The organism is Micromonospora lacuserhaii (assembly GCF_036902735.1).
Taxonomy (GTDB): domain Bacteria; phylum Actinomycetota; class Actinomycetes; order Mycobacteriales; family Micromonosporaceae; genus Micromonospora.
On sequence record NZ_JBAKHO010000002.1, the window covers coordinates 1 to 25,973 of the forward strand.

Here is a 25,973-nt window from a genome sequence, read left to right on the forward strand (position 1 = left end):
GCTACGATCCGACTTGGTCGACGGCGACCGGCCGGCAGCCCGGCCGGGCCCCCGCGCGACGGTGGAGGGGACCCCGCCGCGCCCCGCCGGCACCGACCCGGCGGACCTCGCGCCCGCCGGCCCCCGGGGCGCCGGCCGGTCCGGATCCCGCCCTGACCGCCGTGGAGGCGAAGTCCGGCCGGCCGCTCCGGACGCCGACAGCCCGCACCGGCTGCCGGGTGCCGTCCGCGGCCGGTGGGCGGACGGCCGGGCGACGGAAGCCCACGCCGGGTTGCCGACCGACACACGGTCCCCCACCCCCGCCGGGTTCCCGCCGCACCTGACGCCGGTCGGGCCCGCCCCCACCACGACCGGTGACCGACGGATCGACCGGGTTGATGTCGACACGGCGGGCAACGAGCCGTTCGCTCAACCCTCCACCGTGGACCCCTGGCCGGCCCTGCCCGAACAGCTCGACACCGGGCGGGGCCCGGTGGTCGTATCCCCGGCGACAGCGACCCCGACGGCCCGGTACGGGACGGGCAACCGCTGGCCGGCGCTGCCCGACGACCGGCCGGCGCGGCTGCCGGCCGGCGCCGCCGCGGATCCGGCGCACCTGGACCGGCTCGCCGCCGAACAGCGGGGGGCGTGATGGAACGCGTCGCCTTCCTCGTCGACGAGACCGGCGCCCGGGTCGACTGCCTGCTGAACCCGGAGACGGTGCAGGTCACCCGGCTGGCCGGGATCCGCCCTCGGGGTGTCGGCGGCGGGCAGCTCGTCGGGGCCGGCCTCGCCGACGACCCGCTGGTCTACACCGGCGGCGGCCGCACCGAGCTGGTGCTGGACCTGCTCTTCGACACCGACCTGGTGGAGGCGCAGGCCCGCCCCGAGGACGTCCGCACCCTCACCCGACCGCTGTGGATGCTGGCCGAGAACTCCGCCGCCGAGCAGGGCCGGCTGCGCCCGCCGCTGATCCGGCTCGTCTGGGGCAAGACCTGGAACGTGCCCGGGGTGATCGTCGCCATCGCCGAACGGTTCGACGCGTTCACCCTCACCGGGTCGCCGCGCCGGTCCTGGCTGCGGCTGAAGCTGGTCCGGGTCGCCGAGTCCGCCGACCAGGCGCACGAAGGGTTCGAGGAGGAGCTGGCCGCCGCGGCGACCCCCACCGCCACGCCCGGCTCGGCGGTGGTCGCCGCCGGCGACGGCTCGGCGATGCCGGGTTACTCCGGCGTCCGGTTCGACCTGCTCGCCCACGACGCGCTCGGCTCGCCGCTGCGCTGGCGGCTGCTCGCCGAGCACAACCGGATCACCGACCCGCTCACCGTGCCCGCCGGCACCGCCCTCGCGGTGCCGCCGCTCGGCGCGGGCGGCGCCGCGGCGGGAGGCACCCCGTGACCGCCTGGCCGACCGTGCTGCTCGACGGCGTACCGCTGGACGGGGCCACCGCCCACCGGCTCCGCTCGGTGCGGGTCGCCGCCCGGCTGGACCAGCCCACCCAGTGTGAGGTGGTCTGGGCCACCCGTCCCGGCCCGGGCGCGCTGGACCTCGGCCGCGGCCCGGCGGTGCCGACCGGCGCGACGCTCGACGTCCGGCTCGCCGACGACCCGCTCTTCGCCGGCGAGGTGACCTGCGTCGAGGTGGAGTACGCGGCCGACGGCGCCGCCCTGCTCCGGCTGCGCGGGTACGACCCGGTGCATCGGCTGCGCAAGCGGCAGCAGTTGCGGGTCTTCGAGTCGGTCACCGCCGCCGACCTGGCCCGGGAACTCTGCGCCGAGGTCGGGCTGAGCGTCGACGCCGACGCCGACGGCCCCCGGTTGGACCGGGTGCTCCAGCACCGGCAGAGCGACCTCGACCTGCTGGTGGAGGTGGCCGGCCGGGCCGGGCTGCACCTGGCCGGCGACGACGACCGGCTCCGGCTGGTCACCCTCGACGGGTACGGCGAGCCGGTCGAGCTGACCCTCGGCCGGACGCTGCACTCGCTGCGGTTGGCCGCCAACCTGGACCGGGCCGCCGGGCAGAGCGCCGCGCTGGGCTGGCATCCGCAGCGGGCCGAGCCGATCAGCCAGTCCGCCGACACCGCCCGCACCGGCCGGCGGATCCCCCTCGCGCCCGATCCGGCGGCCGTCGGCGCCGACGGGGTCCGCACGGCGGTCGACCAACCCGGTCGCAGCGACGACGAGCTCGCCGCGCTCGCCCAGGCCGGGCTGGACGCCCGGGTGGCCGCGCTGGTGACCGCCGAGGGCGTCGCCGAGGGCGACCCGGCGCTGCGCCCCGGCCGGCGGATCGCCCTCGCCGGCGTCGCCGACGACCTCGCCGGGGTGTACGTGCTCACCGAGGTGACCCACACCGTCGACGGCAACGGGCACCTGACCACCTTCTCCACCGCCCCGCCGCCCGCCCCGCCGGCCGCGGCGGTGCCCGCGGCGGTCGTCACCCTCGGCACGGTCACCGATGTGGACGATCCGGACCGGCTCGGCCGGGCCCGGGTGACGTTGCCCGCGTACGGGGACCTGGACGCCGGCTGGCTGGCCGTGCTCAGCCCGGGCGCGGGGCGGGGCAAGGGGATCGTGGCGCTGCCCGACCCGGAGGACACCGTGCTGGTGGCGCTGCCCGGGGGCGAGCCGGCGTCCGGGATCGTGCTCGGCTCGCTCTTCGGCGCCGTCGAGCCGTACGACGCGGGGATCGCCGACGGGCGGGCCCGGCGCTGGTCGGTACGGACCTCCGGCGGGCAGACCATCGTGGTCGACGACGTGGCCCGCAGCCTGCGGGTGGCCACCGACGCCGGCAGCTTCCTGGAGATGACGCCCGACCTGACCACCCTGCACGCCGCCACCGACCTGGTGCTCTCCGCACCCGGCCGCGCGATGGTGGTGCGCGCCCGCAGCGTCGACTTCCTGCACGCCGACGCGACCGAGGACGCGGCGACCGCCCGGGAACAGGCCGGCGCACTCGCCCGCGCGAGCTCAGGAGGTGGCTGATGCGCTGGATCCACCGGCAATCCGTGATCACCTGCGACCACGACGGGCGGGTGACCAACCGGGCGTCACAGGGCTGGCTGCGGGTCACCGGCCAACCGGTGCTGGTCGACGCCGACCCGGAGGGCCGGGACATCGTGGCCTGCCCCAACTACGGCCCGACCATCAAGCCCTGCGTCACGACGCTGTCCGTCACCGTCGGTTACAGCGACTGGCTGCGGGTCGACGGGCACCGGATCGTGCTGTCACACCTGGACGGGCTCACCGACGGCACCCCGCCGGGGCTGGTCCATCACCGGGTCCGCGACCCGCGGCAGAGCCTGGTGGAGGCGGACCGGTGAGGGCGTTCCGCTTCGTCGGCGCCGGCTTCGACGCCGGCCGCACCGGTGGCCTGGCGCTGACCGCGGCCGGCGGCCTGGCCATGACCGACGGCGACGAGACCGTACGGCAGGCGCTCTACCTGCTGCTCTCCACCACGCCGGGCGAGCGGCTGATGCGCCCCGGGTACGGCTCCCGGCTGCACCGGCTGGTCTTCGCCCCGAACGACGACACCACCGCCGGGCTGGCCATCCACTACGTCCGCCAGGCGATCCGGCGCTGGGAGCCACGGGTCGAGGTGCTCGACGTGGACGCCGGGCCGGACCCGGACGACCCGTGGCGGCTGGTGGTCCGGCTGGACTACCGGGTCCAGGCCAGCCTCTCCCCCGGCCAGCTGGTCTTCTCCGTCGACCTGCTGCCCGACGACGAACCGGCCGATGTCGCGGCGGACCACGACCACGCCGAGGGGGACCCGTTATGACGCTGCCCGTGCCGCACCTCGACGACCGCGGCTTCCTCGACCTCGTCACCGAGGCCCGGGAGCGGATCCGGCAATCCTGCCCGGCCTGGACCGACCTGTCCGCGCACGACCCGGGGATCGCCCTCGTCGAGGCGTTCGCCCACCTCACCGAGGTGATGATCTACCGGCTCAACCAGCTGCCGGAGAAGGCGTACGTGCAGTTCCTCAACCTGCTCGGGGTGGCCCGGCACGCCCCCTCGGCGGCCTGGGCGGACGTCCGGTTCACCCGGGCCGGCGGGGACCGGGGCGCGGTGCGGATCCCCGCCGGCACCCGGGTCGCCGCCGCCCGGGGCGCCGACCCGAAGCCGGTCGTCTTCGTCACCACCGAGCCGGCGCTGCTGCCGGCCGACGCCGACGAGGTGACCGTCCGGATGCACCACTGCGAGCCGGTGGAGGCCGAACTGCTGGGCGTCGGCACCGGCCAGCCCGGGCAGGTGCTGCGCGCGGCGCGGGCGCCGCTGGCGCGCACCGCCGAGCCCCTGGACCTGCTGCTCGGGGTGGAGGTGCCGGCCGGTTCGGTGGAGCTGGGCGCGGCGGCCCGCGAGCACGAGGGGCGGACGTACGAGATCTGGCGGCCGGTGGACAGCTTCGCCGGGGTCGGCCCGCAGGCCAAGGTCTACCTGGTCGACCGCTGCTCCGGCGTGCTCACCTTCGCCCCGGCGCTGGACCTGCGCTCCCCCGACGGCGAGCCGCTCGGCGGCGCGGGACCGGTGACCGTGGCCGCGGTGCCGCCGTCCGGCGCCACGGTCCGGCTCTGGTACCGGGCCGGTGGCGGGCGCGCCGGCAACGTCGCCGCAGGCACGCTGACCAGCCTGCGCGACCCACTGCCCGGGGTACGCGCCGACAACCCCGAGCCGGCCGGCGGCGGGCGGGACATGGAGACGCTGGAGTCGGCGCTGGTCCGCGGGCCGTACGAGTTCTTCGCCCAGCAGCGGGCGGTCACCGCGCGGGACTTCGAGATCCTCGCCGCCGGCTCCGGCGCGGTGGCCCGGGCCCGCGCCTTCACCCGCGCGGCGGTCTACAGCTTCGCCCGCCCCGGCGAGGTCGAGGTGGTGCTGGTGCCGTACGTGCCGGAGGAGGCCCGGCCCGGTGGCCGGCTGCCGGTGTCGGTGCTGCGTGAGCACGAGGTGGAGGAGGCCCGCCGCCGGGTCGAGGCGGACCTGGACCGGCGCCGGGCGCTGGGCACCACCTGCCGGGCCGGCTGGGCCCGCTACAAGGCGGTCTCCATCCGGGCCCGGGTGGTGGTCCGCCGGGAGGAGGACGCCGACGCGGTGCGGCGGCGGATCCACGACCGGCTGCACCAGACGCTCAGCCCGCTGCCGACCACGCTGAACCCGGCCGGGTGGGCGTTCGGCGAGCCACTGCGGGCCTCCAACGTGTACCGGATGCTGGAGCACGCCGAGCCGGGCGTGCGCTACGTCGAGTCGGTCCGGTTCGAGGTCGACGAGGCCCCCGACGCGGAGGTACGTGCCCTCGCCGTCGACCAGTACCAGGCCCGCACCTGGTACGCCGGCCGCGGCGCGGTGCTCTTCCGCTCCACCAACGCCGGGTCGGGCTGGGAACCGGCCGGCCGCTTCGACGGGGAGATGGTGGTCCGGGTCTGCCCCGCCCCCGCCCCGGTACGCCCCGGCGTGGTCGCCCGCCCCGGCTCGGTGGCGGTGGTGACCGGCCGGGCCGCCGGTGGCTCCCGGGTGCACCTGAGCACCGACCTCGGCGAGACCTGGTCGCTCCTGACCGACCTGGACTCCCGGATCACCGACGTCGCCTGGATCGACCGGGACGGCGCCGGCGCGCTGCTGCTGGCCACCGACACCGGCCTGTACGAGGTCTCCCTGCTGCCCGGCTCGGTGCCGTTGCAGATCCTGGTCGACCCGGCCGACGCCGACCGGGGCTTCTACGCGGTCCGCGCGTTCGTCTCCGAGCGCGGCGCCCCCGGCGTGGCGGTCGCCGCGCAGGCCGGCTTCGGGGTCTACCTCTCCACCGCCGCCGGTCGCCCCGGCAGCTTCGCCCACGTCGGGCTGGCCAACGTGGACAACCGGGTGCTCGCCGTCCAGTACGACGGGCCGGCCACCCTGCTCTGGGCCGGCGCGGGCGAGCCGGACCCGAAGCGGCCCGGGCAGGGCTGCCACCGCACCCGACTGTTCGAGTCGGACGTGAAGTGGCAGCAGGTGCAGTCCGGCTGGATCGGGGGCACCTGCCGCGACCTGGCCTTCGCCGGGACCCTCGCGCTGGCCGCCACGCAGAGCGGTGGGGTGGTCCGGCTGGACACCCTGGCCGCCCAGCCGCAGTGGCAGCCGGTGATGGTCAACTGCGGGTTGCCGCTGCGGGACCGGACCCGGTTCGTGCCGGTGGAGGCGATCGCGGCCACCGGCGCCGGCACCGGCCCGGCGGAGCGGCTGATCCTGGCCGGCGGCGAGCGCGGGGTGTACCGCAGCGTCGACGCCGCCGACTGGACGGCCAGCGCCAACCAGGCCACCGCCGACGTGGTGACCGTCCCCGACACCTGGCTGCTCTGCTCCGGCGAGCACGACATCGAGGTGGTGCGCCACGATGCGCCGAGCGGCGATTGAGCGGCTGCTGCCCGCCGCATACCAGCGGGCCAGCGTTCCCAGCAGCGTGCTGTACGCGCTGCTGGAGGTGATGGAGGCGCTGCACGCCCCGGACGAGGCGGTGCTCGCCGACGTCGACGCGCTCTTCGCCCCGTACCGGACGCCGGACGGGTTCGTGGCGTACCTGACCCGGTGGGTGGCGATGGACCACGTGGTGGCCTCGCCCCGGCCGGACGCCCCGCTCCCGCTGCCGGTGGGGCGGCTGCGGGACCTGGTCGCGCACGGCGCGCTGCTGGCCCGCTGGCGGGGCACCCCGTACGGGATGCGCACCGCGCTGGAGTTGGCCACCGGGGTGACCGGGTTCGTGCTGGACGAGCCGCCCGAGCGCCCGTTCCACCTGGTCGTCCGGGTGCCGCCGGCCGCCGCGGGGCTGCTCGCGGTGATCACCCGGATCGTCGAGGCGGAGAAGCCGGCCGCGGTGACCGCCGAGGTCACCCTCCTCGCCGAGCCCCCGCCGCCGTCCACTCCACCCTCGGGACCGTCCGCAGAGGAGCCGTCATGACCACCGAATGGGCCGTCGTCGCCGCCGCCGAGCAGTTCACCCTGGACGCCGGCAACCGCGGCGAACTCACCTTCACCGTCTCCAATCCCGGCCTGGCGCCGGACACCGTGGTCTTCGACGTCGCGCCCGGGGAGGGCAGCCAGCGGTCCTGGTTCACCGTGACCGAGCCGCAGCGGGTGGTGCCCGGGCAGGGCTCGGTCTCCTTCCTGGTCCGCCTCGCCGTGCCGCCCGGCACCGCACCCCGCCGGTACGACATGACCGGCTTCGCGTACTCGGCGAACACCGCGCCGGAGGAGAGTTCCCGCTCCAGCGGCCGGGTGACGTACGAGGTCCGCGCGGTCGCCCCGCCGAAGCGGGCCCCGTGGCCGTGGATCGCCGCCGCGGTGGTGCTGGTGCTGCTGGTCGCCGGGGTGGTCGGTTACCTGGTGACCCGCCCCGACGACGCCGCACCACCGGTCGCCGGTGAGCCGCAGGTGGTCACCGTGGAGGCGGAGACCCTGGTGGCCGGCGCGACGCTCGAGCGGGCCAGCGGCAGCACGGCGGCCTCGGTGGAGGTGCAGGAGAACTGCTGCGGGGTGGTCTGGTCGGGAGACAAGCAGCTCTTCTTCCAGGGGCGGGCGATCGGCGACCGGGTGAACCTGACCGTCACCTTCCCGAAGGACGCCACCTGGCGGTTCTCCGCCGCCCGCACCACGTCGTTCGACTACGCCAACACCATTTTCCAGATCGACGGCGCGCAGGTCGGCGGGACGTTCTTCGGGTTCACCCCGCAGGTGATCCTGCGGGACTTCGAGGACGTCGGCACCGTACGGCTGGGCAAGGGACCGCACCAGCTCACCCTGGTCGCGGTGGGCAAGACCCAGGGCTTCGACCGGTACTTCGCCGGGATCGACCAGCTCCGGTTCACCGAGCTGACCGAGGCACGGCCGTGAGCGGTCGGCAGAAGCTGGTGCTGGTGACGCTGGCGGTGCTGCTGGTGGCGTTCTTCGTGCTGGCCGTCGGCGTCGGGGGCGGCGACACCGGGCGGGCGGACAGCCGTCCCCGCCTGGTGGAGCGGCTGGGCCGGCTGACCGGCGGGGCCGCCACCGTCGACCCGGCCACCGTCCGGGCCGGCTGCGACCGCACCGGGGACGTGGTCAGCTTCGTCGGCGGCTGCGTGCTGCGGGTCGGGAAGCCGGATGGCCTGCGCACGCTCGTGCTGCGCAGCGCGGGCCCGTTCACCGTGGCCGCCCCGGCGCCCGGCGACGCCGGGTTCACCGTCCGGGACGAGGTCACCCCCGGCGACGGCGGGGAGGCGGTCGCGACGGTCGCCGTGGACGAGGCCACCGACGTGGAGCTGGGCTGCCCGGGAGGTGTGGCGTGCGCCGTGACCATCGCCGCGTCGTGACCGGCACCGCCGGGGAGGAGGCCCGCCGTGGGTGAGCTGCGCAAGCCGTTCCTGCTGCTCGCGCTGGTCGCGGTGCTGCTGGTGGTCGGGGTCGAGCTGGGCGCGTCGCTGCTCACCGGCGGTGGGGACGCCACCGGCGCGCTGCGCACCGGCGCGGCGGACCTCGGCGTGGACCCCGGGGACGTCCGCGGGATCAGCGAGCCGTCCGGGCGGGGTACGAGCTACCTGGCCCTGATCGACGTGGTGGCGCTCTGGACGACCGGGCTGTTCTGCCTGAGCCTGGTGCTGGCGGAGCGGATCCAGGGCCGGATCCAGGGCGTTGCCACGTTGGTCTTCTCGATCCTGCTCATCCTTGCCTCGCTGGTGCTGCTGGTGATGGCCTTCGTGGAGCTGTCCGTCATGGTGTCGCTCTTCCTGGCCGCACCGTTCGGCACCCTGGCGTACCTGGCGTTGTGGGGGTTCTTCCCGGTCGGCGAGGCGAGTCTGCTGCTCGGGCTGATCCTGCTGCTGAAGCTGGTCTGGGCGGCACTGCTGCTGCTCGCCCAGCCCCGCTTCCTGCAGAACAAGGGCCTGGTGGCGCTGACGCTGACCACTCTGGTCTGCACCGTGGTGCTGGAATTCCTGCACCGGCTGGTGCCGGTCATCGTGGTGAGCATCCTCGACGAATTCGGCGCGCTGGTCTTCGCCGTGGTCGCCATCGTCTGGGGCCTGGTCCTCCTGGTCGGCTCCATCCCCGCCATCGTCAAGGCGGTCCGCGTCACCGCCGCCCTTCCCACCCGCTGACCCGCGCCCCCGTCTCGCATCGGCGATTTCATGACCCGCACGTTCGTCGATCTGCACCTTGCGGACTGGTTGATGCACGTCGATACTGCGAGGGCGTTTGTCAGGACGAGGACATCGACCACCCCGACGATGCGTCTCCCCGACGACGACCCCCCGGGGCCGCCACCCACCGGCCCCACCGCTCCTGAGGAGGAGACCTTGAGGATCACGCGCAGCCCGTCCCGCAGTCACATCACCCGATCCGTCCAGCTGCTCGCCGTCGCCGTCGGCATGGTCACCACCACCGCCTTCGCCCTGCCGACCGCCGCGTCGGCCTCCCCTCAGGTCTACAGCGCCAGCCAGCTCTCCCAGGTGAGTGACGCGGTGCAGCAGTCAGGCGTCGCCGGCATCGCCTGGCACGTGGACGCCGCGTCCGGCCGTGTCGTCGTGACCGCGGACAGCACCGTCTCGCGGGCGGAGATCGCCAAGATCAGGCAGAGCGCCGGCGACAAGGCCGCCGCCATCCGGGTCGAGCGCGCCTCCGGTGTCTTCACCCCGCTGCTCTCCGCCGGCGACGCCATCTACGGCGGCCAGTACCGGTGCTCGCTCGGCTTCAACGTCGTCAGCGGCAGCACCTACTACTTCCTCACCGCCGGGCACTGCGGGGACGTGGCCAACACCTGGTACACCAACTCCAGCCACACCACGCTCATCGGCCCGACCATCGGCTCCAGCTTCCCGGGCAACGACTACGCGCTGGTCCGCTACGACAACACCTCGCTCAGCCACTCCGGCGGGTACTCGGTCGCGGACGCCTACGTCGGCGAGTCCGTCAAGCGCACCGGCTCGACCACCGGCACCCACAGCGGCACCGTCACCGCGCTCAACGTCACGGTCCGCTACACCGGCAGCGGCACCGTGAAGGGCATGATCCAGACCACCGTCTGCGCGGAGTCCGGCGACTCCGGCGGCCCGCTCTACGACGGCTCCAAGGCGCTCGGCATCACCTCCGGCGGCAGCGGTAACTGCCGGTCCGGTGGCACGACCTTCTACCAGCCCGTACGCGAGGCAGCCAACGCGTACAACGTGACCGTCTACTGATCCATCCCGGCGCGGACGACAGGCTTGTCGTCCGCGCCGTGCACGACCTTGGAAGGGTGCCGCACCAGGCCGGCTCGCACCACGTCGAGCGCCTCGGATGGTTGCGGCACCCTTCCTGGCTGCGACCCGACCGGCACCCCTCGGCGAGGACCCGGCCGGCTCACGCGTGGTCTCCGTCGGGCCTGGGTAACAGGTGCCCCACGGTTGAACCGTCGCCGACGGCACCGGCCGCCCGGTTGCCCGCCCGGGGAAGGAGAAGCGATGGCCGCCAAGGAACCCGCAGAGATCGCCCGCGCCGCGGTGGCGACCGGCGTCAAGAAGGCCGAGCTGCGCTGGGACAAGACCCTGGTCGGGTCGTTCCTGGCCGGCGCGTACATCGCCTTCGGCGCGCTGGTCGCCATCGTCGTCTCGGCCGGCCTGAAGCCGGAGATCTGGGGCACCCTGCCGACGCTCTTCACCGGCGCGGCGTTCACCCTCGGCCTGGTGCTCGTGCTGATCGCCGGGTCCCACCTGGTCACCGGAAACATGCTGCTCGTGCCGATCGGCGCGATGAACGGCCGGCTCTCCGTCGGCGACGTCGCGCGCAACCTCACCCTCACCCTCGTCGGCAACCTGCTCGGCGCGCTGTTCGTGGCGTACTTCCTGGCCATCTCCACCGGCGTGATCGGCGACGTGGGCAGCGACGCTGGCGCGCCGGCCGGGATGGCGTACGAGCGGCTGGCGGCGATCGCCCAGGCCAAGGCGCTGCACGAGGACAACTGGCAGATCTTCCTGCGCGGGGTGGGCTGCAACTGGCTGGTCTGCCTCGGCGTGTGGCTGGCCCTGGCCGCCGACAACGTCTCCGGGAAGATCCTCGCCATCTTCTTCCCGATCATGGCGTTCGTCGCGATGGGCTTCGACCACGTGGTGGCGAACATGTTCTTCCTGCCCGCCGCGATGTGGGCGGGGGTGCCGGAGCTCGGCTGGCTCGACGTGCTCAACAACTGGCTCTTCGCCTTCCTGGGCAACCTGGTGGGCGCCGTGGTGTTCGTGGCGACCTCCTACTGGTACCTGTTCCTCAAGGACGAGCCGAAGGTCGTGCCGGAGCAACGCCGCGAGGAGGCCTGACGCCGCTGAGGGCGCGGGCGTTTCGGGTATCGGCAGCGGGCGGACGGATTGTCTGTGACCCTGGCGGCGTGGGCACAGCGCCGGGACGCGACGCGGTGGAGTTGCGTGTGCACGGGGTCTCCGGCGTGCCGGCGGAGCGGATCCTCGACCATCCGATCGTGGTCCGCGTCGCCGGGGACCGGCACGCCGGCTTCTACCGGCCCCGACCGGGAAGTGGCACCGCCGGAGGCGCCACCGCCGGAGTGGCCGTCGAGGCGTACCGGTGGGGCGCCCTGACGGCCGGCACCGCGGTCCGCACCGCCTCGATGCTGCTGCTGCTCCCCTTCATGCTGGGCAATCTCTCCCTCTGGCTGCGGCCGGCGGGAGGCGACCGGTGGGGGCTGCTCGGGGTGCTGTGCCGGCTGCTCGCCGGCACCCTCACCGCCGCCTTCGTGGTGTCGATCGTGGGCAGCACCCTCGACCTGGTCGGCTGGCAGTGCGTGCCCTACGACGGGTGCCGGGCCGACCGCCCCTACCTGTCCTGGTTGGCCGCGCTGCCTACGGGTCCCCGCCTGGCCCTGCTCTCACTGGTGCCGCTGCTCGCGCTGCGTCTCGTGTGGGGAATCGGCGCGCGGTCCGCGCGGGCGTTCGAGGGCTTCGGCCGGTCGAGGCGGCCGGAAACCGGCGGGGCGACCGGCGGGCTCACCGACGCCGGGTTCTGGGACGACGAGCGGACCGCGAGCTGGCTGCGCCAGATCCACGTCGCGATCGGCGCCGGCACGTTGGACGCCAGCCTGCTCGCGGGCGTCTCGCCGGGCCGGATCGGCGCGTCCCGGCACTCGTGGCAGTTCGCCGCCGCCGTCGTACTGCTGGCGTTCTGCGTGGTGCTGCTCTGCCTGCCGGTGCCGAGGGACGCCGCGACCACCCGCCGTTTCCTGCGGCCGCTGTGGGCGGCCACCGCCGGGGTGACGGTGCTGAGCCTCGGCTCCGCCGTCGTCGCGGGGGCCGTGCCGACCGCGCCCGGGCAGCTGCCGGGGTACGAGGGCAGCGCTGCTGGCCTGGTGGCGGCGCAGGGTGTCCTGCTGGTCCTGCTCACCGTCGTCACGTACGTCCGCCAGCGGGCGACCCCGCCCGACGTCCGCCCCTTCCTGCACGGGCTCGGCACCCCGATCGTGGCGGCGGCGGCGGCGAGCGTCGCCGCCGCGTTCGCCGCCACCCTGGTCTTCCGGATCGCCGACGGCTTGGACCGGGGCAACATCCCCGATCCGCTCCGGCCGGATCCGCCAGCCGTCGGCCCCCTGGAACCACCGGTCGCGTACTGGTGGGCCGCGCTCGCGGGGCTCGCCGCCCTGCTGATCGTCGCGGTGACGGCCTCTGTCACCCTCGTGCTCACCCGTCGGCGGCGGCGCGCGGCGGCGGCGCGCATCGTCGAACGCGACTACCCGGCGGTGCCGGTCGACGCGGAGGCCCGGCGCCGCGCGGTCCGGGAGACCATCGCCCGCTCCCGGGTCACCGAGGAGCTGGGGCCGGTGCTGCTGGCGTTCCTGCTGATCGCGTCGCTCGGCTTGGCCACCATCACGCTGGACCTGCTCGGGGTCGGTCCCACCCAGCTCGCGGCCCGGCTCAGCGGTCGACACGGCGACGCCCCGCTGCTCGCCGCCTACGTCACCGACGCGGGTGTCTGGGTGGTCAGCCTGCTGGTGATCGGCCTCATGGTCCTCGGCCTGCGGTCGTACCAGTCGGCCGAGACCCGGCGGGTGGTGGCGGTCCTGTGGGACCTCGGCACCTTCTGGCCGCGCACTGTCCACCCGTTCGCGCCGCCCTGCTACGCCGCGCGGGCGGTGCCGGAGCTGGCGAAGCGGGTGACCGCGCTCGCCGGGCGGGGAGCGGTGGTCATCTCGGGCCACAGTCACGGCTCGGTCCTCGCCGCCGCCACCATCCTGCAACTGCCGCCGTCCGTGCTGCCCAGGGTGGCGTTGCTGACGCAGGGCGCCCCGTTGCACCGCATCTACGCCCGCCTCTACCCGGCCTACCTAGGCCCCGGGACGCTCTGCGAGCTGGGCGAGCGGATCGGATGGCGGTGGCGGAACCTGTGGCGGGACACCGACCCGATCGGCGGGCCGGTCCTCGACGAGGGTGGCGCGGGGCGGCCCGCGTGCGGCAACCCGGCGGCCGGTCGGGTAGACGTCCGGCTCCGCGACCCGAGCAGCCTGGACATCGACCCGAGCGACACCGTGCCGCCCCCCGTCGAGCGCCACTGGCCGTACCACAGTCAGCCGGCCTACCAGGCGGCCGTCCGCGAGCTGACCGACCCCGGCCGGTTCACCTGACGTGGTCCCGGTGTGCGGCGACGGCGGCGGCCAGGATCTCCGGGCCCGGGCGGGACCAGAAGGCGGCGTCGAAGACCTCGACCTCGACCGGGCCGGTGTAGCCGGCGGCGTCGACCGCCTCGCGGAGCTGGCGCAGCTCGACGCCCCCCGGCAGCACCCGGCCGAGCAGCCCCCCTCGGGCAGCGGGGTCGCCCAGTCCGCCACCTGGAAGGCGGCGATCCGCGCGCCGGCCCGTGCGATCTGCGCGTACACGCTCTCGTCCCACCAGACGTGGTACGCGTCGACCACCACCCCGACCACGGCCGGGTCGAACCGTTCGGCGATGTCCAGGGCCTGGCCAAGGGTGGCGATGACGCACCGGTCGGCGCACCGAGTTCGTCAACGCCGGCACGCCGCACACCGCCGGCAGCGTGGCCGCCATCCCGTACTCCTACGCCGTGGACGCCGCGGCGGCGGTCAAGGCGTCGGTGAGCGCGGGCGCCGACACCGGCAGGGTCAGCGGCTGGGCCCGTGCGACGACCGGGCCGGCGCGGGGGCGCCGGCCCGGTCCCGCGTCCGGGTCGGTGCGGCGTAGTCGATCATGCGCCGGTGTCGCGGCGGGCCGCGCGGCGGTTCCGCCAGAGCCGGACGGCGAGCAGCAGCACGACCAGGGCGAGCAGCGCCTCGCCGCCCCAGCCCAGCCGCCGCTCCAGCAGCCGGTACGACGCCCCGAACAGGTAGCCCAGCACGGCGACCGTCACCGCCCAGAGCGCGCCGCCGGTCAGGTTGGCCAGGGTGAAGGTGCCCTGCGGGATGCCGCTCATCCCGGCCAGGCCGGGCACCAGCGCGCGCAGCGCCGCCACCCACCGGCCGAGCACCACCGCGACCGCGCCGCGCCGGCGGACCAGGTCCAGCGCCCGCTGGAGCTCCCCAGAGCGGACGAACCGGCGCGGGGTACGGGCCAGCAGGCGGTGGCCGTACCGGCGGCCGACCAGGTAGCCGGTCTGGTCGCCGAGGGCCGCGCCGGCGAGCGCGGCGAACGCGACCGCCCAGAGCGGCAGCCGGCCCTCGTGGGCCAGTACCCCGCCAACCAGCACGGCCAGCTCACCCGGGACGACAAGACCCAGGAAGGTCGACGCCTCCAGCGCGGGCAGTGCGAAGACCAGCGCCAGGACCAGGGCGGGCGGCAGCGCCACCAGCACGTCCAGCACCCGGCCCATTCGCCGATTGTCGCCCGTGGGGCCCACCGCCGGGTCGGCTGGACCGAACCGGACCGATGATCACGCTCCCCAGGAGTGGACCCGACGCCGAGCGGGGACAATGGGTCGGTGGCAGGCGCAGCTCAGCGCGCCGTCAGGAGCAAATCGGGGGGACGGGACGTGACAGGTGACCGGGCCGGCGCCGTACCGGCGAGCGGCAGCTCGCCGGTGGAAGAGCTGTTCCCGGGCACGGACCCGACCAGCGCCGCGCACCGGGCGAGGGACTGGGCGGCCACCCCGCTGGGGCCGGTGGAGTCCTGGTCGCCGGAGCTGCGCGCGGCGGTGCGCACCGTCCTGCCGTCGAAGATCCCGATGCTGCTCTGGTGGGGGCCCGAGCTGGTGCAGATCTTCAACGACGCCTACACCGGCATAATCGGCGAGAAGTTCCCGGCCGCCGTCGGCGAGGCCGGCGCGGAGTGCTGGGCCGAGGCGTGGGACGCCCTCGGCCCGCTGACCGAGCAGGTGCTCAGCGGCGCGGGCGCCACGTACGCGCAGAACCAGATGCTCTTCCTCGAGCGGCACGGCTACCGGGAGGAAACCTACTGGACCTTCTCCTACAGCCCGGTGCACGACCAGGACGGCAAGGTCATCGGGATCTTCGTGGCCACCAGCGACGCGACGGGCCGGGTGGTGGGCGACCGCCGCCTCGCCCTGCTCCGCAACCTGGGCGAGCTGTCGATCGCCGAGGCGGACAGCCCCGGCGACGCCACCCGGGCAGCCGCCCGGATCCTCGCCGGCAGCCGCGCCGACCTGCCGCTGGGCATGGTCTACCTCCGCGAGGACCGGCTCTTCGACGACGAGTACGGGCAGCAGCCGCCGAAGGGCGGGGCGGGCGGGGAGCTGACCCTGGTGGCATCGTTCGGGGTCACCGCCGCGGACGGCCCGTCCGACGGGCTGCCCGTCCCGGAGCAGTTTCCCGAGGTGGCGGAGGTGCTGCGGACCGGGCGGCCGGTCCGGATCACCCGGTTGTCCCGGCGCCACCGGGCCACCGTCCCGGGGACCGACGTGCCGGGCGGGACGCTGGTGGACGACGCGGTGGCGCTGCCGCTGGTGGCGACCGGGCGGGCCCGGCCGGTCGGCGTGCTCGTGCTGGGAGTCAGCCCGTACCGGGAGCTGGACGAGCCGTACCGGCAGTTCCTCGACCTGGTGGCCAGCCGGGTCTCCACCGCGCTGACCGACGTGCTGGCCTACGAGGCCCAGCGCCGCCGGGCCGCCGCGCTGGCCGAGCTCGACGCGGTCAAGACGGAGTTCTTCACCGACGTCAGCCACGAGCTGCGGACCCCGTTGACGCTGATCACGGGGCCGGTGCAGGAGAGCCTGGCCGATCAACGTGACCCGCTGCCGCCGGCCCAGCGGGAGCGGCTGGAGCTGGTGCAACGCAACGCCGGCCGGCTGCGCAAGCTGGTCAACGACATGCTGGACTTCGCCCGGGTCGAGGGTGGCCGGCTGGAGGCGGAGCGGACCGCGACCGACCTGGCCGCCCTCACGGCCGGCATCGCCGAGTCCTTCGACCACGCCATGCGCGAGGGTGGGCTGGCCTACCAGGTCGACGTCGCACCGCTGCCGCACACCGCGTACGTGGACCGCGACATGTGGGAGAAGATCGTCGTCAACCTGCTCTCCAACGCCCTGAAGTACACCCTGGCCGGCACGGTCCGGCTGCGCCTGCACGGCGACGACGAGGCGGTCACCCTGTCGGTCAGCGACACCGGGGTGGGCGTTCCCGCCGATCAGCAGCCGCTGCTGTTCCGCCGGTTCCACCGGGTGCGCGGCAGCGCCGGCCGGTCGATCGAGGGCACCGGCATCGGGCTGGCCCTGGTGCAGGAGCTGGTCCGGCTGCACGGTGGCGAGGTGGGGGTCCGCTCGGTCGAGGGCGAGGGCAGTACCTTCACCGTCCGGTTGCCGTACGGCCGGCAGAGCCCGACGACGGGCCGGGTGGCGCCCACGGGGCCGGCGTACCGGCAGGCGGCCTTCGACTGGGCGGCCTCGACGGACGACGCCCGGCGCGCCGCGCCCGCCGCCGCACCCGCCCATGCCCAGAGCGTCCCGACCGTGCTGGTGGTGGAGGACAATGCCGACCTGCGGACGTTCCTGAGCGGGCTGCTGGCCCCGCACTTCCGGGTGGTCACGGCGGTGGACGGCCGGGACGGGCTGGAGACGGCCCTCGCCGCCCCACCGGACCTGGTGCTGACCGACATCATGATGCCCCGGCTGGACGGCTTCGGGTTGCTGCGCGAGCTGCGGGCGGACCGGCGCACGGCGACCGTGCCGGTCATCGTGCTCTCCGCCCGCGCCGGAGAGGGGGCGGCGGTGGAGGGACTGCGGGCCGGCGCCGACGACTACCTGCCCAAGCCCTTCTCCTCGGACGAGCTGCTGGCCCGGGTGCGGGCGCACCTGGAGCTCTCCCGGCTGCGCAACCACGAGGCGACCTGGCGGGCCGCGCTGATCGACTCGTTGCAGGACGCGTTCGTGGTGGTGGAGCCGGACGGCACCCTGGTGGAGGCGAACGAGGCGTTCTGCCGGCTGGTCGGCGCCGAGCGGCTCGATCTGCCGATGCACCCCCCGTACGTGTGGTGGCCGGAACCCGAGCGCGAACCGGAGGGGCTGGCCGAAATCACCCAGGCGCTGGCGGACGCCGCCCGGACCGGACGCGGCCGGGTGACCCTGCCGCTGCGGCACACCGACGGGCACCGGATGTGGGTGGAGGCGGTCCACAACACGGTTCGCGAGCCGCGCACCGATCGCCGCCTGCACGTGGCCACCCTGCGCGACGTGACGACCGAGGTGGGCACGGCGGCCCGCAACGCCGCGTTGGCCGCGCTCTCCTCCCGGCTGGCGGGCGCCACCGACCTCACCGAGGTGCTCGACGCCGGCCTCGCCGAGCTGGGCGAGCTGGTCGGGGGCGCGCGCGGGATCGCGGTGGCGCCGGACGGCGCCGGGACGCCGGTGGTGGTCAGCGTCGGGGTGGCGGACTCCGACCGGGTACGGCGGATCCTCGCCGGGTTGGGGCCGGACGGGGAGCCGTACCTGACCCGGGACGACGCGGGCCGGGTGACCGGCCTGGGCACCCGGATCGAGCCGGGCACCGCCCCCGCCGGGGTCTGGTTGGAGCTGGATCCGCCCCGGGCGTTGCCCGCGCTGGACCGTCCGCTGGTCCGGCAGCTCTGCGGCGCGCTGGCGCAGGCGCTGGCCCGGGCCCGGGCGTACGAGACGCAGCGGACGGTGGCGCTGGCCATGCAGCGGGCGATGCTCGGCCCGGTGGACCTGCCGGCCGGTTTCGCGGTCCGCTACGAGCCGGCGTACCGCCCGCTGGAGGTCGGCGGCGACTGGTACGACGTGGTCCCGCTCCCCGGCGACCTGGTCGCGGTGGTGGTCGGCGACTGCGTGGGCCGGGGCCTGTCCGCGGCGACCGTGATGGGGCAGCTGCGCAACGCCTGCCGGGCGCTGCTGTTGCAGGCCAAGGGCCCGGCGGAGGTGCTGGCCGCGCTCGACGACTTCGCCCGGACGGTCCCCGGCGGCGGCAACACCACGGTCTTCTGCGCCATCATCGACCGATCGCTGGGGGTGCTGCGCTACTCGTCGGCCGGGCATCCGCCGGGCATCCTGATGCACCCCGACGGCACCGCGGAGATGCTCGACCAGGCGGGGTCGGTGCCGCTGGCCAGCGTCGCGGTGCGCGGCCGGCCGGAGGCGGGCGCGCAGCTGCGCGGGGGCTCCACGCTGCTGCTCTACACCGACGGCCTGGTGGAGCGGCGACGCGAGCTGATCGACGCGGGCATCGCCCGGGCGGTGGACAGCCTCTCCGAGGGGCGACAGCTGCCCGAGGGCGAGCTGGCCGACCGGATGGTGCGCGACCTGCTGCCCGACGTCCGCGACGACGACGTGGCGGTGCTCATCTACCGGCACCGCGAGCCGGCGCTGTTCCACGCCGCGCTGGCGGCCGACCCGGCCCAGCTCTCCCCCACCCGGGAGGCGCTGCGCGCCTGGCTGACCGGCCTGGGCGCCGGCGAGTCGGACGTCGAGGCGGTGCTCATCGCGGTCGGCGAGGCCTGCGCGAACGCCATCGAGCACGGCTACCGCTTCGCGCCGGGGGCGACCACCACGGTACGCGGGCGGCTGCGCGCCGACCGGCTGGAGATCGAGGTCACCGACACCGGCGGCTGGCGGGAGTCCCACTCGGAGGGCACGGAACGGGGCCGCGGCCGGTTGATCATGGCGCGGCTGATGGACCAGACGCGCATCGACGGCACCCCGGAGGGGACGACCGTCCGGTTGGTCAAGCGCCTGTCCGGCACCGCCTGACGCCGTCGGGTCGGTGACCGTCGGGTCCGCCAGGTAGTGAAGATCCGCTATAAGTGGTGCCATGGACTTCCCGCCGTACCTGGCCACCATGCCGATGCACGCGATCACCGAGATCCACGGCGAACCCGGCCTGCTGGAGCGGTTCCGGCTGGAGATCCGGGCCTTCGACCCGCCCGCCCGGGGCCGGCTGACCGCGGCGCTGGACCTCGCCGCCGAGCTGCACCGCGACGACCGCCGGGTCCGCGAGCCGTACCTGAACCACCTGCTGCGGGTGGCGATCCGGATGATGCACCACTACCAGGTGCGCGACGTGGACGTGATCGTCGCCGGGCTGCTGCACGACGCGGTGGAGGACCACCCCGACGAGCTGGCCGGCCCGGCGGCGGCCGATCCGACCGGGGCGGCGCTGGCCACGCTCGCCGACCGCTTCGGCCCGCGCGTCGCCCGCCTGGTCGGCGCGGTCACCAATCCGGCGTACGACCCGGAGCGGGACCGCAACGCCCAGTACCGGGAGCACGTGGCGGCGAGCCTGGACCGGGAGCCGTGGGCCCGGGTCATCAAGGTCTCCGACTTCACCGACAACGGGGTGGGCGTGGTCTACAGCGCCGGGCCGAAGGTGGCCCGGTCGGCGGCGAAGTACCGGCCGCTGGTGCCGGTCTTCCGCGACCTGATCGCCCGACCGGACACGCCACTGTCGCCGCCGGTGAAGCGGCACATCTTCGCCCAGCTCGACCTGGCCGAGGAGCGGTTCAGCGCGATCCTCGACCAGCCCAACTGAGGTCGGCGCCCACCACCCGGACCGGCCCCGACCCGCCGGGCGATCCGAGCGCGACCGGGGATGGCAGCATGTCCGGTGTGGACTGGATGCCGTTGCTGAGCACGGGAGCGGGTGCGCTCATCGCGCTCTCCGGCACCTTTCTGGTCGACCTGCGGCGTGAGCGGGACACTAGGTCCCGGGACCGGGAACAGGAACGCTGGCGTACCTGCGTGGACTTCGCGCTGGCCCTGGCCACGGCGCACGGCCTGCTCCGCACCCCCACATCTGCGGACGGGGAGCCGGGCGCCGACCGGGCGATGACGGAGTCCGGGGCGTACCAGGCACGGGAGCGGCTGCTGATGTCCGGCACACCCGAGCTGGTGGCGGCCGGCGAGATCGCCTTCCACCGGCTGATCCGGATGCGGAGGCTGGTCCGCTCCGGCGGGGACCTGCGGTCCGACGAGGGGCACGACGCGTACCACGAGTTCGCCGAGGCGCTCTGGACCTTCCGGATGGGGGTACGGCGGCACTTCGGGCACCGGACGATCGCGCCGGGGGTGCTGGACCGGGTGGACTGGTCGGAGCGGAACGAGTGCGCGTACTGCGCGCCAGCCAGCCGGCCGGATGGTGAGGGTTGACCGGCCGGATCGCCCCTCGACCGGGGGATCGCCGCACACCGGACCAGGACGAGCCGTCCGCCCGGAGTGCGGCCAACGCTCCGCATAAGGGGTATTTGTCGAAATATTTGAATGGCAAGCCCTGGCGTGGGGGCGACTGCCGACAAATCGGTCAATCCCTGGTTACCGTGAGGAATGGCCGACGACGCGGATGCCTCCCCGACAACAGGCCCTTCGCCGTCCAACGCGGTGCCGCCTGCGGGCTCTCCGCCCGGCGACAACTCCCGCGCGGCTGCCCCCGTTGGAGATGCGGAGCCCCGGGACGGGGCGGCCGGAGCGGATCAGGTCCCCGATGAGGGAGGCCACCTGACCGACGAGCCCAGCACGGAGTCAGCGCCCCCTGGCCGGTGGCGACGACTGGGCAACCGGTCACCGGCGCTCCGGGAGCACCTGATCAAGATGTGGGCGAAACTGGTCAGGCTCTGGGGAAGCATGCTCGACGCTCTCAAGGATGAGGACCGTGCAGGGGTCTGGCAATCAACAACCCCACTCGGCCGTCGCGTCGAACGACGTTATGCGCCAGCGCCGATCCGGGTCTCCGCTCAAGGCCATGTGTACGACTTCATCATCCATGCCAGTTTCACCTGGTCATCCGACCGCCTCCGGCAGGAGACGCTGAGCGGCTACGCGAACTACTACATGCCCGACGTCGTCCTGAGGCTGACGCACCTCGCGGCAGAGCGCGCCGGCAACTTCCCGCCGCACCAGGCGGCGGACCTGGAAGCGGACCTGCAGCGGAAGCTCGCCAAGAAGTGCCCCTGGCGCTATGACCGAGGCGACGTAATGATCAAGTGTCAACCCTATGTCCGCGTGGAGCTCGACGAGCGTGTCAAGCAGCTCGTCATGCCGTACTGGAGGCAGCGGATCAAGCTCGACTGCGAGCTCGACGTAGCCCTGAGGCGGGCGAATCACTTCGAGCGGCTCAGTCTGCAGTGGCTGACGATCCTGGAGGGGTCCGTCGACGGTTCCGTTGCCGGCGGTGCGGGGCAGGCGGCGAACAGAGATCTGGCCCACGCGGTGCAGCGCATGGTCGCCGAGCACAAGGCCGCCCTGCGGCGGCTCAGAGACCTGCTGGACGAAACGCTGCGCGACAGCGACATCCTCACGCGAGCCACCTCGTTCGATACGTCGACCAAGCCGCGCCAGCGCCAGGCTCAAGAAGCGTCCGAGCGGCCGGGCAATCCGACAGCGTCAGCACCTGGTGGTTCCGCACCGAACTCCGGTCGACCTGATGAGGGCTCATCCCCGAGCGGTTGAGGTGCCCGGGCGGCCACGGTCCGCCTCGTCGCGGGTCCGGGGTCGGCGCCCCCTCCTGGACCCGGGCGTGGCCACGGAACACTCCCCTGCCCTCCAGGACCACGCAGTCCGGTCCGCCGAGCAAGCTGGATTCCTTGCGGGTGCTGGAGGAGGCCGGGGTCGCCCGGAGCCGCAGATCAGCATCGGGCTGCTGACCGACGCGGCCGGGTTCCCGCTGCCAACGCGTCCGAGCGCCCGCCGCGCCGCGCGGCGTACGAGAATCCTCGAAGAATCTGCGGAGCGTGTCGGATCGAAGCAGCGGCGTTCGTAGCAGGGGTGGAAGGCGGCCCGAGGGGGCGGCCACGCGACGACAGGAGATGACCCCGATGGCGCAGTACCTGATTTCCGTTCTCTTCGACACGACCGACCTCGCCACCGCGGAGGAGATGGCCGCGATCGATGTCTTCAACGAGCAGCTCCAGGCCGACGGCCACTGGGTCTTCGCCGGCGGCCTCGCGTCGCCCAGCACGGCCACCGTCATCGACGGCCGGGACGGGGAGGCGGTGTTCACCGACGGGCCCTACCTGGAATCGAAGGAGCACATTGCCGGCTTCTGGATCATCGAGGCCCCTCACCTCGACGTGGCGCTCCGGCTCGCCGCCCTGGGGTCGAAGCACTGCAACCGGAAGGTCGAGCTCCGGCCGTTCCTGGCCGCATGACCGACGTAGACGAGGTGATCACCCGGGTCCACCGTGAGGAGTGGGCCCGGGTGGTCGCGACCCTGGCCAGGCGCTTCGGCGACCTCGACATCGCCGAGGAGATGGCCGCCGAGGCGTTCGCGACCGCCGTCGAGCGCTGGCCGGTCGACGGCGTCCCTCCGAGTCCCGGCGCGTGGCTCACCACCACCGCCCACCGCAAGGCCATCGACCGGATCCGGCGCGAGGTCAGGCGCGAGGAAAAGCACAAGGAGGCGCTGATGCTGTCCGACACCCCTGAGCCGCTCGGCGCCATCGACGACGATCGGCTCCGCCTCGTCTTCACCTGCTGCCACCCCGCTCTCGCCATGGAGGTACGCATTGCGCTGACCCTGCGGATGGTCGGCGGGCTCACCGTGCCCGAGATCGCCCGCGCGTTCCTGGTCCAGGAGACCGCCATGGGCCGACGGATCACCCGCGCGAAGGCGAAGATCAAGGCGGCGAGGATCCCCTATGGCGTGCCGTTACGGGAGGACATCCCGGCCCGGGTCACCGGGGTGCTCGCCGTCCTCTACCTGATCTTCAACGAGGGCTACCTGGCCTCGGACCCCGAGAAGGAAGCCGTCCGCAGCGACCTGACCGCCGAGGCGATCCGGCTGACCCGGCTGGTCCGTGCCCTGATGCCGGCCGACGGCGAGGTCGCCGGACTCCTGGCGCTGATGCTGCTGACGGAGGCCCGCCGGGCGGCGCGGGTGTCGGCGAGCGGTGAACTCGTCACCCTCGGCGAGCAGGACCGCGGCGCCTGGGACCGCGAGCTGATCGCCGAGGGCCACGCCCTGGTCCGCGCGCGCCTCGCCTCCGGCCAGGCTCCGGGGCGTTACCAGATCCTCGCCGCGATCAACGCCCTGCACACCGACACCCGCGACGTCCGTGACACCGACTGGTCGCAGGTCGTCGCGCTCTACGACCAGCTGGTCCGCCTCGACCCCTCGCCGATCGTGCGGCTCAACCGGGCGATCGCGGTCGCCGAGTTCGACGGCCCGGAGGTCGCCCTGGCGGAGGTGGACGGTCTGCCGCTGGAGGGCTACCACGCCTTCCACGCCACCCGCGCCGACCTGCTGCGCCGGCTGGGCCGCAGCGAGCAGTCGCGGGCGGCGTACGACCGGGCCATCGGGCTGGCCGGCAACACCGCCGAGACGGCGTACCTCATCCGCCGCCGCGACCAGCTGGCCGGCCCCTGAACCGCACCACCCCGGACACCGCCACAGCCGCATACCCCAGCAGCGACAAGGCGACGACGTCGCCGCGCTCGACGGCTTCGACCCACCCCTCACTCCAGAGCCATGTGGCGTGCGATGGCCGGGATCATCGGCCGGGTGGTGGCCCCAACGCGCCGGGGCCCTCGGCCGGCTCGTGGAGCGTCTTGAAGAGGGTCTGACGGGGCCGGCAGCGTGACGCGGTGTCCGCGCGTCGTGGCTACCCTGACCCTGTCCTCCACCAGTTGGTTGGTGTGCCCCCGTCCGGCCAGAACTCGAGCAGGTCGCCCGGCGCAAGCCCGAGCGCATGCTCGATCTCAGCAGGCGTCGCAGATGCGAGGTAGTCCGACAACGTCTCAGTGATGTCTTTCCAGTATCCGCGCAGCGTGCTCTCGCCCGTGAAGAGGCGTCTCGCGAGTTGGCCGTAGCTGAATCCACGCGCGCGACCGTGCAGCACCTGACGCTGCCGATCGGTGAGCACCGTGATCGCCTTGCGCCGCACCAGTACCTCGAGGAGTGCGATGACCGAATGTGGGATCACCGTTCCTCCTGCGGCGACCTCGACGAAGTTCTGCTGTGCCGCGGCGGCCGACACCGACTTCGACACGATCCCGTGTGCGCCCGCCGCGATGCAGGCCGCCAGGACGAATCGACGCTCCTCCTGGCTGTAGACGCAGACCCGGTACCCGCCCTCGGTCAACGCGCGGATCGCGGCGATGCCCTGCCGCACGTCGGGCTGTACGGCGTTGGCGAGGTGCAGATCGAGGACCACCAGATCGGCCGGAGGGCTTCTTCGCATGAGCTCTTCCACCGTGGGGAAGGCCGCCACGACCTCGATTTCGGACATCAGTATCGCGATCGACTCCCGGATGACCGAGGCGTCGTCGACCACGGCGACCGCTGGCCTCACGACGCCGCCCGCGCGCGCTTGCCGAGCGGCCGTGGGACGACCCGCGCCGCGTACGTGATCGTCACCGTCGTCCCGTCCCCCACCTGAGAGTTCACCGCCACGGAGTACCCCTCGCGCTCCAGTTCGCCGACCACCACCTCACGAAGGCCGATCCCCTGGCTGGCCGACGTCGAGTCGAAGCCGGACCCGTTGTCGTTGACGGTCAGGATCCACGACCCGTCGGGCTCGGCGTCGAGGTGGACGACGACCATCTCGGCCTTTGCGTGCTCGCGGACGTTCAGCAGCAGGCTGTCCAGTGCTCGCGTCACGACCTCGATCTCCGTCGGGGTCATCCTGACCCCCGTGCCGAGATCGAGTGCGAGCTCGATCGGCAGGTCTCTGAACCTGGTGCAGGTGCGGCGAACCTCGTCCGCGAGTGAGGTCGCGCCCGCCTGCGACGGACGTGGGTCGGGAGGACCGGCGGGTTGCGTCGTCGTGCCGGGCGACGACTGGCGGCTCAGGTAGGCCCGCATTCGCCGTAGCTCCACCTCCGCGTGCTCGAGCAGGCGTACCCGGGTCGTGTCCGGGAGGTTGGGCTCGGTGAGGAGCCGCATCACGGCCACGCCGTTGTGCATGAGGACCTGGGCACGGCGTTCCTCCTCGCGGCGGGCCAGCTCGGCCGCGACGGCGCGGGACGCGTCGGCGTCCCGCGCGATGCGCCGCATGAACGTGCTGAACATGCGGCACACCAGCGCGTAGACCACGAACGTCAGCCCGTTGCCCATGACGGTGGTGAACACCGGCCCCTGAAGGGTGGCGCCGGACACGTGGACCACGTAGCTGCCCGTGACGCAGAGCAGGCCGACCGCCAGCACGACCGGTGACCTCGGCCCGATGGCTGTGATGATCACGGACAGCGCGTTCCCTGGCTGGAATCCCACCCAGGTGCCGACGCGGTCCGCGGGGCCGACGACCAAGGGTCCCACGAGCATCACGGCGCTCGCGAGGGCGAAGTCCGCGAGGACGAAACCGGCACCCAGTGGCCGGCCCTTCACCAGCGACGCCACGCTCACCGCCAGTGCGGCGAACGTCGCGGCCAGCCAGGTCGTGAGGTAGAGACCTGGCCGTGGGGATGACTGCATCCCCGGGTAGAGGGTCGGGACCATCTGAGCGACGGTGCCCAGGCGGACGCCGGCGATGAAGATGGTGAACGCACGCTCCACGCCAGCCGTCGTCGTGGGCAGGGCGCCGAGCCTGTTCCGGGCGACGTACAGCCTCATGGCTCTCCTGATCCGCTGTGCGGCCGTACTCTCGTCCGACCGGTCCGTGGCGGTGCCAAGATAGCCGCCCGGCC

The 25,973-nt window shown here is 74.0% G+C and carries 23 protein-coding genes; 19 read left to right on the plus strand and 4 right to left on the minus strand.

From position 1 onward, the window contains the following. The first annotated feature begins 421 nt into the window (after positions 1–421). From V6U81_RS01415 to V6U81_RS01475, 13 genes are all read left to right on the plus strand, one after another. Positions 422–631: a hypothetical protein gene (locus V6U81_RS01415; protein WP_334483190.1), complete on the plus strand. Its 210-nt coding sequence runs from the start codon at positions 422–424 to the stop codon at positions 629–631. Next, on the plus strand, positions 631–1,374 hold the full coding sequence (locus V6U81_RS01420) for a CIS tube protein (protein WP_334483191.1): 744 nt from the start codon (positions 631–633) through the stop codon (positions 1,372–1,374). The genes V6U81_RS01415 and V6U81_RS01420 overlap by 1 nt, the downstream gene beginning before the upstream one ends. After that, positions 1,371–2,957 carry a phage baseplate assembly protein V gene (locus V6U81_RS01425; RefSeq protein WP_334483194.1) on the plus strand — a complete coding sequence of 529 codons (1,587 nt, stop codon included), beginning with the start codon at positions 1,371–1,373 and terminating at the stop codon, positions 2,955–2,957. Before V6U81_RS01420 ends, V6U81_RS01425 begins: the two co-directional genes overlap by 4 nt. Continuing rightward, positions 2,957–3,295 carry a hypothetical protein gene (locus V6U81_RS01430; RefSeq protein ID WP_334483197.1) on the plus strand — a complete coding sequence of 113 codons (339 nt, stop codon included), beginning with the start codon at positions 2,957–2,959 and terminating at the stop codon, positions 3,293–3,295. The genes V6U81_RS01425 and V6U81_RS01430 overlap by 1 nt, the downstream gene beginning before the upstream one ends. After that, positions 3,292–3,753 carry a GPW/gp25 family protein gene (locus tag V6U81_RS01435; protein ID WP_334483200.1) on the plus strand — a complete coding sequence of 154 codons (462 nt, stop codon included), beginning with the start codon at positions 3,292–3,294 and terminating at the stop codon, positions 3,751–3,753. The genes V6U81_RS01430 and V6U81_RS01435 overlap by 4 nt, the downstream gene beginning before the upstream one ends. Then, positions 3,750–6,362, plus strand: coding sequence for a putative baseplate assembly protein (locus tag V6U81_RS01440; protein ID WP_334483203.1), 2,613 nt, complete (start codon positions 3,750–3,752; stop codon positions 6,360–6,362). Before V6U81_RS01435 ends, V6U81_RS01440 begins: the two co-directional genes overlap by 4 nt. After that, positions 6,343–6,903, plus strand: coding sequence for a phage tail protein (locus V6U81_RS01445; RefSeq protein WP_334483206.1), 561 nt, complete (start codon positions 6,343–6,345; stop codon positions 6,901–6,903). Before V6U81_RS01440 ends, V6U81_RS01445 begins: the two co-directional genes overlap by 20 nt. Beyond that, positions 6,900–7,835 (plus strand): hypothetical protein, encoded by a 936-nt coding sequence (locus V6U81_RS01450; RefSeq protein WP_334483209.1) that lies wholly within the window; start codon positions 6,900–6,902, stop codon positions 7,833–7,835. The genes V6U81_RS01445 and V6U81_RS01450 overlap by 4 nt, the downstream gene beginning before the upstream one ends. Beyond that, the gene (locus V6U81_RS01455) at positions 7,832–8,290 is read left to right on the plus strand and encodes a hypothetical protein (protein ID WP_334483211.1); all 459 of its coding nucleotides are present in this window, start codon (positions 7,832–7,834) and stop codon (positions 8,288–8,290) included. Before V6U81_RS01450 ends, V6U81_RS01455 begins: the two co-directional genes overlap by 4 nt. Before the next feature lie 27 nt (positions 8,291–8,317). Continuing rightward, complete coding sequence (locus V6U81_RS01460) at positions 8,318–9,073, plus strand: hypothetical protein (RefSeq protein ID WP_334483213.1); 756 nt, start codon at positions 8,318–8,320, stop codon at positions 9,071–9,073. 198 nt (positions 9,074–9,271) lie between these two features. Then, positions 9,272–10,153 (plus strand): S1 family peptidase, encoded by an 882-nt coding sequence (locus tag V6U81_RS01465; RefSeq protein ID WP_334483216.1) that lies wholly within the window; start codon positions 9,272–9,274, stop codon positions 10,151–10,153. A 261-nt stretch (positions 10,154–10,414) separates the two neighbouring features. Next, on the plus strand, positions 10,415–11,260 hold the full coding sequence (locus tag V6U81_RS01470; protein WP_334483219.1) for a formate/nitrite transporter family protein: 846 nt from the start codon (positions 10,415–10,417) through the stop codon (positions 11,258–11,260). A gap of 68 nt (positions 11,261–11,328) precedes the next feature. Beyond that, on the plus strand, positions 11,329–13,569 hold the full coding sequence (locus V6U81_RS01475; RefSeq protein WP_334483221.1) for a hypothetical protein: 2,241 nt from the start codon (positions 11,329–11,331) through the stop codon (positions 13,567–13,569). Here the strand turns inward: V6U81_RS01475 and V6U81_RS01480 are convergent. Together V6U81_RS01480 and V6U81_RS01485 are read right to left on the minus strand one after the other, a co-directional pair. Continuing rightward, positions 13,562–13,726 (minus strand): hypothetical protein, encoded by a 165-nt coding sequence (locus tag V6U81_RS01480; protein ID WP_334483223.1) that lies wholly within the window; start codon positions 13,724–13,726, stop codon positions 13,562–13,564. The two genes, V6U81_RS01475 and V6U81_RS01480, sit on opposite strands and share 8 nt — an antisense overlap. A 421-nt stretch (positions 13,727–14,147) precedes the next feature. Further along, entirely contained in the window at positions 14,148–14,768 is a 621-nt protein-coding gene (locus V6U81_RS01485; protein ID WP_334483225.1) for a DedA family protein, read from the minus strand. A gap of 159 nt (positions 14,769–14,927) precedes the next feature. Here V6U81_RS01485 and V6U81_RS01490 point away from each other — a divergent pair, with 159 nt between their 5' ends. From V6U81_RS01490 to V6U81_RS01515, 6 genes are all read left to right on the plus strand, one after another. After that, positions 14,928–19,109, plus strand: a complete 4,182-nt coding sequence (locus V6U81_RS01490) for a SpoIIE family protein phosphatase (protein ID WP_334483228.1) — start codon at positions 14,928–14,930, stop codon at positions 19,107–19,109. Between the two features lie 61 nt (positions 19,110–19,170). Beyond that, a complete protein-coding gene (locus tag V6U81_RS01495; protein ID WP_334483231.1) occupies positions 19,171–19,887 on the plus strand; it encodes an HD domain-containing protein in 717 nt (238 codons plus the stop codon). Positions 19,888–19,955: 68 nt separating this feature from the next. Continuing rightward, the gene (locus V6U81_RS01500) at positions 19,956–20,504 is read left to right on the plus strand and encodes a hypothetical protein (RefSeq protein ID WP_334483234.1); all 549 of its coding nucleotides are present in this window, start codon (positions 19,956–19,958) and stop codon (positions 20,502–20,504) included. Between the two features lie 471 nt (positions 20,505–20,975). Next, positions 20,976–21,800 carry a hypothetical protein gene (locus tag V6U81_RS01505; protein WP_334483237.1) on the plus strand — a complete coding sequence of 275 codons (825 nt, stop codon included), beginning with the start codon at positions 20,976–20,978 and terminating at the stop codon, positions 21,798–21,800. 365 nt (positions 21,801–22,165) lie between these two features. Continuing rightward, the gene (locus V6U81_RS01510; protein WP_334483240.1) at positions 22,166–22,498 is read left to right on the plus strand and encodes a YciI family protein; all 333 of its coding nucleotides are present in this window, start codon (positions 22,166–22,168) and stop codon (positions 22,496–22,498) included. After that, positions 22,495–23,715: an RNA polymerase sigma factor gene (locus tag V6U81_RS01515; protein ID WP_334483242.1), complete on the plus strand. Its 1,221-nt coding sequence runs from the start codon at positions 22,495–22,497 to the stop codon at positions 23,713–23,715. Before V6U81_RS01510 ends, V6U81_RS01515 begins: the two co-directional genes overlap by 4 nt. 235 nt (positions 23,716–23,950) lie before the next feature. Here the strand turns inward: V6U81_RS01515 and V6U81_RS01520 are convergent, their stop codons facing one another. Together V6U81_RS01520 and V6U81_RS01525 are read right to left on the minus strand one after the other, a co-directional pair. Beyond that, complete coding sequence (locus tag V6U81_RS01520; RefSeq protein WP_334483245.1) at positions 23,951–24,622, minus strand: DNA-binding response regulator; 672 nt, start codon at positions 24,620–24,622, stop codon at positions 23,951–23,953. A gap of 14 nt (positions 24,623–24,636) precedes the next feature. Then, positions 24,637–25,899, minus strand: a complete 1,263-nt coding sequence (locus V6U81_RS01525) for a sensor histidine kinase (RefSeq protein WP_334483247.1) — start codon at positions 25,897–25,899, stop codon at positions 24,637–24,639. Between the last annotated feature and the right edge of the window lie 74 nt (positions 25,900–25,973).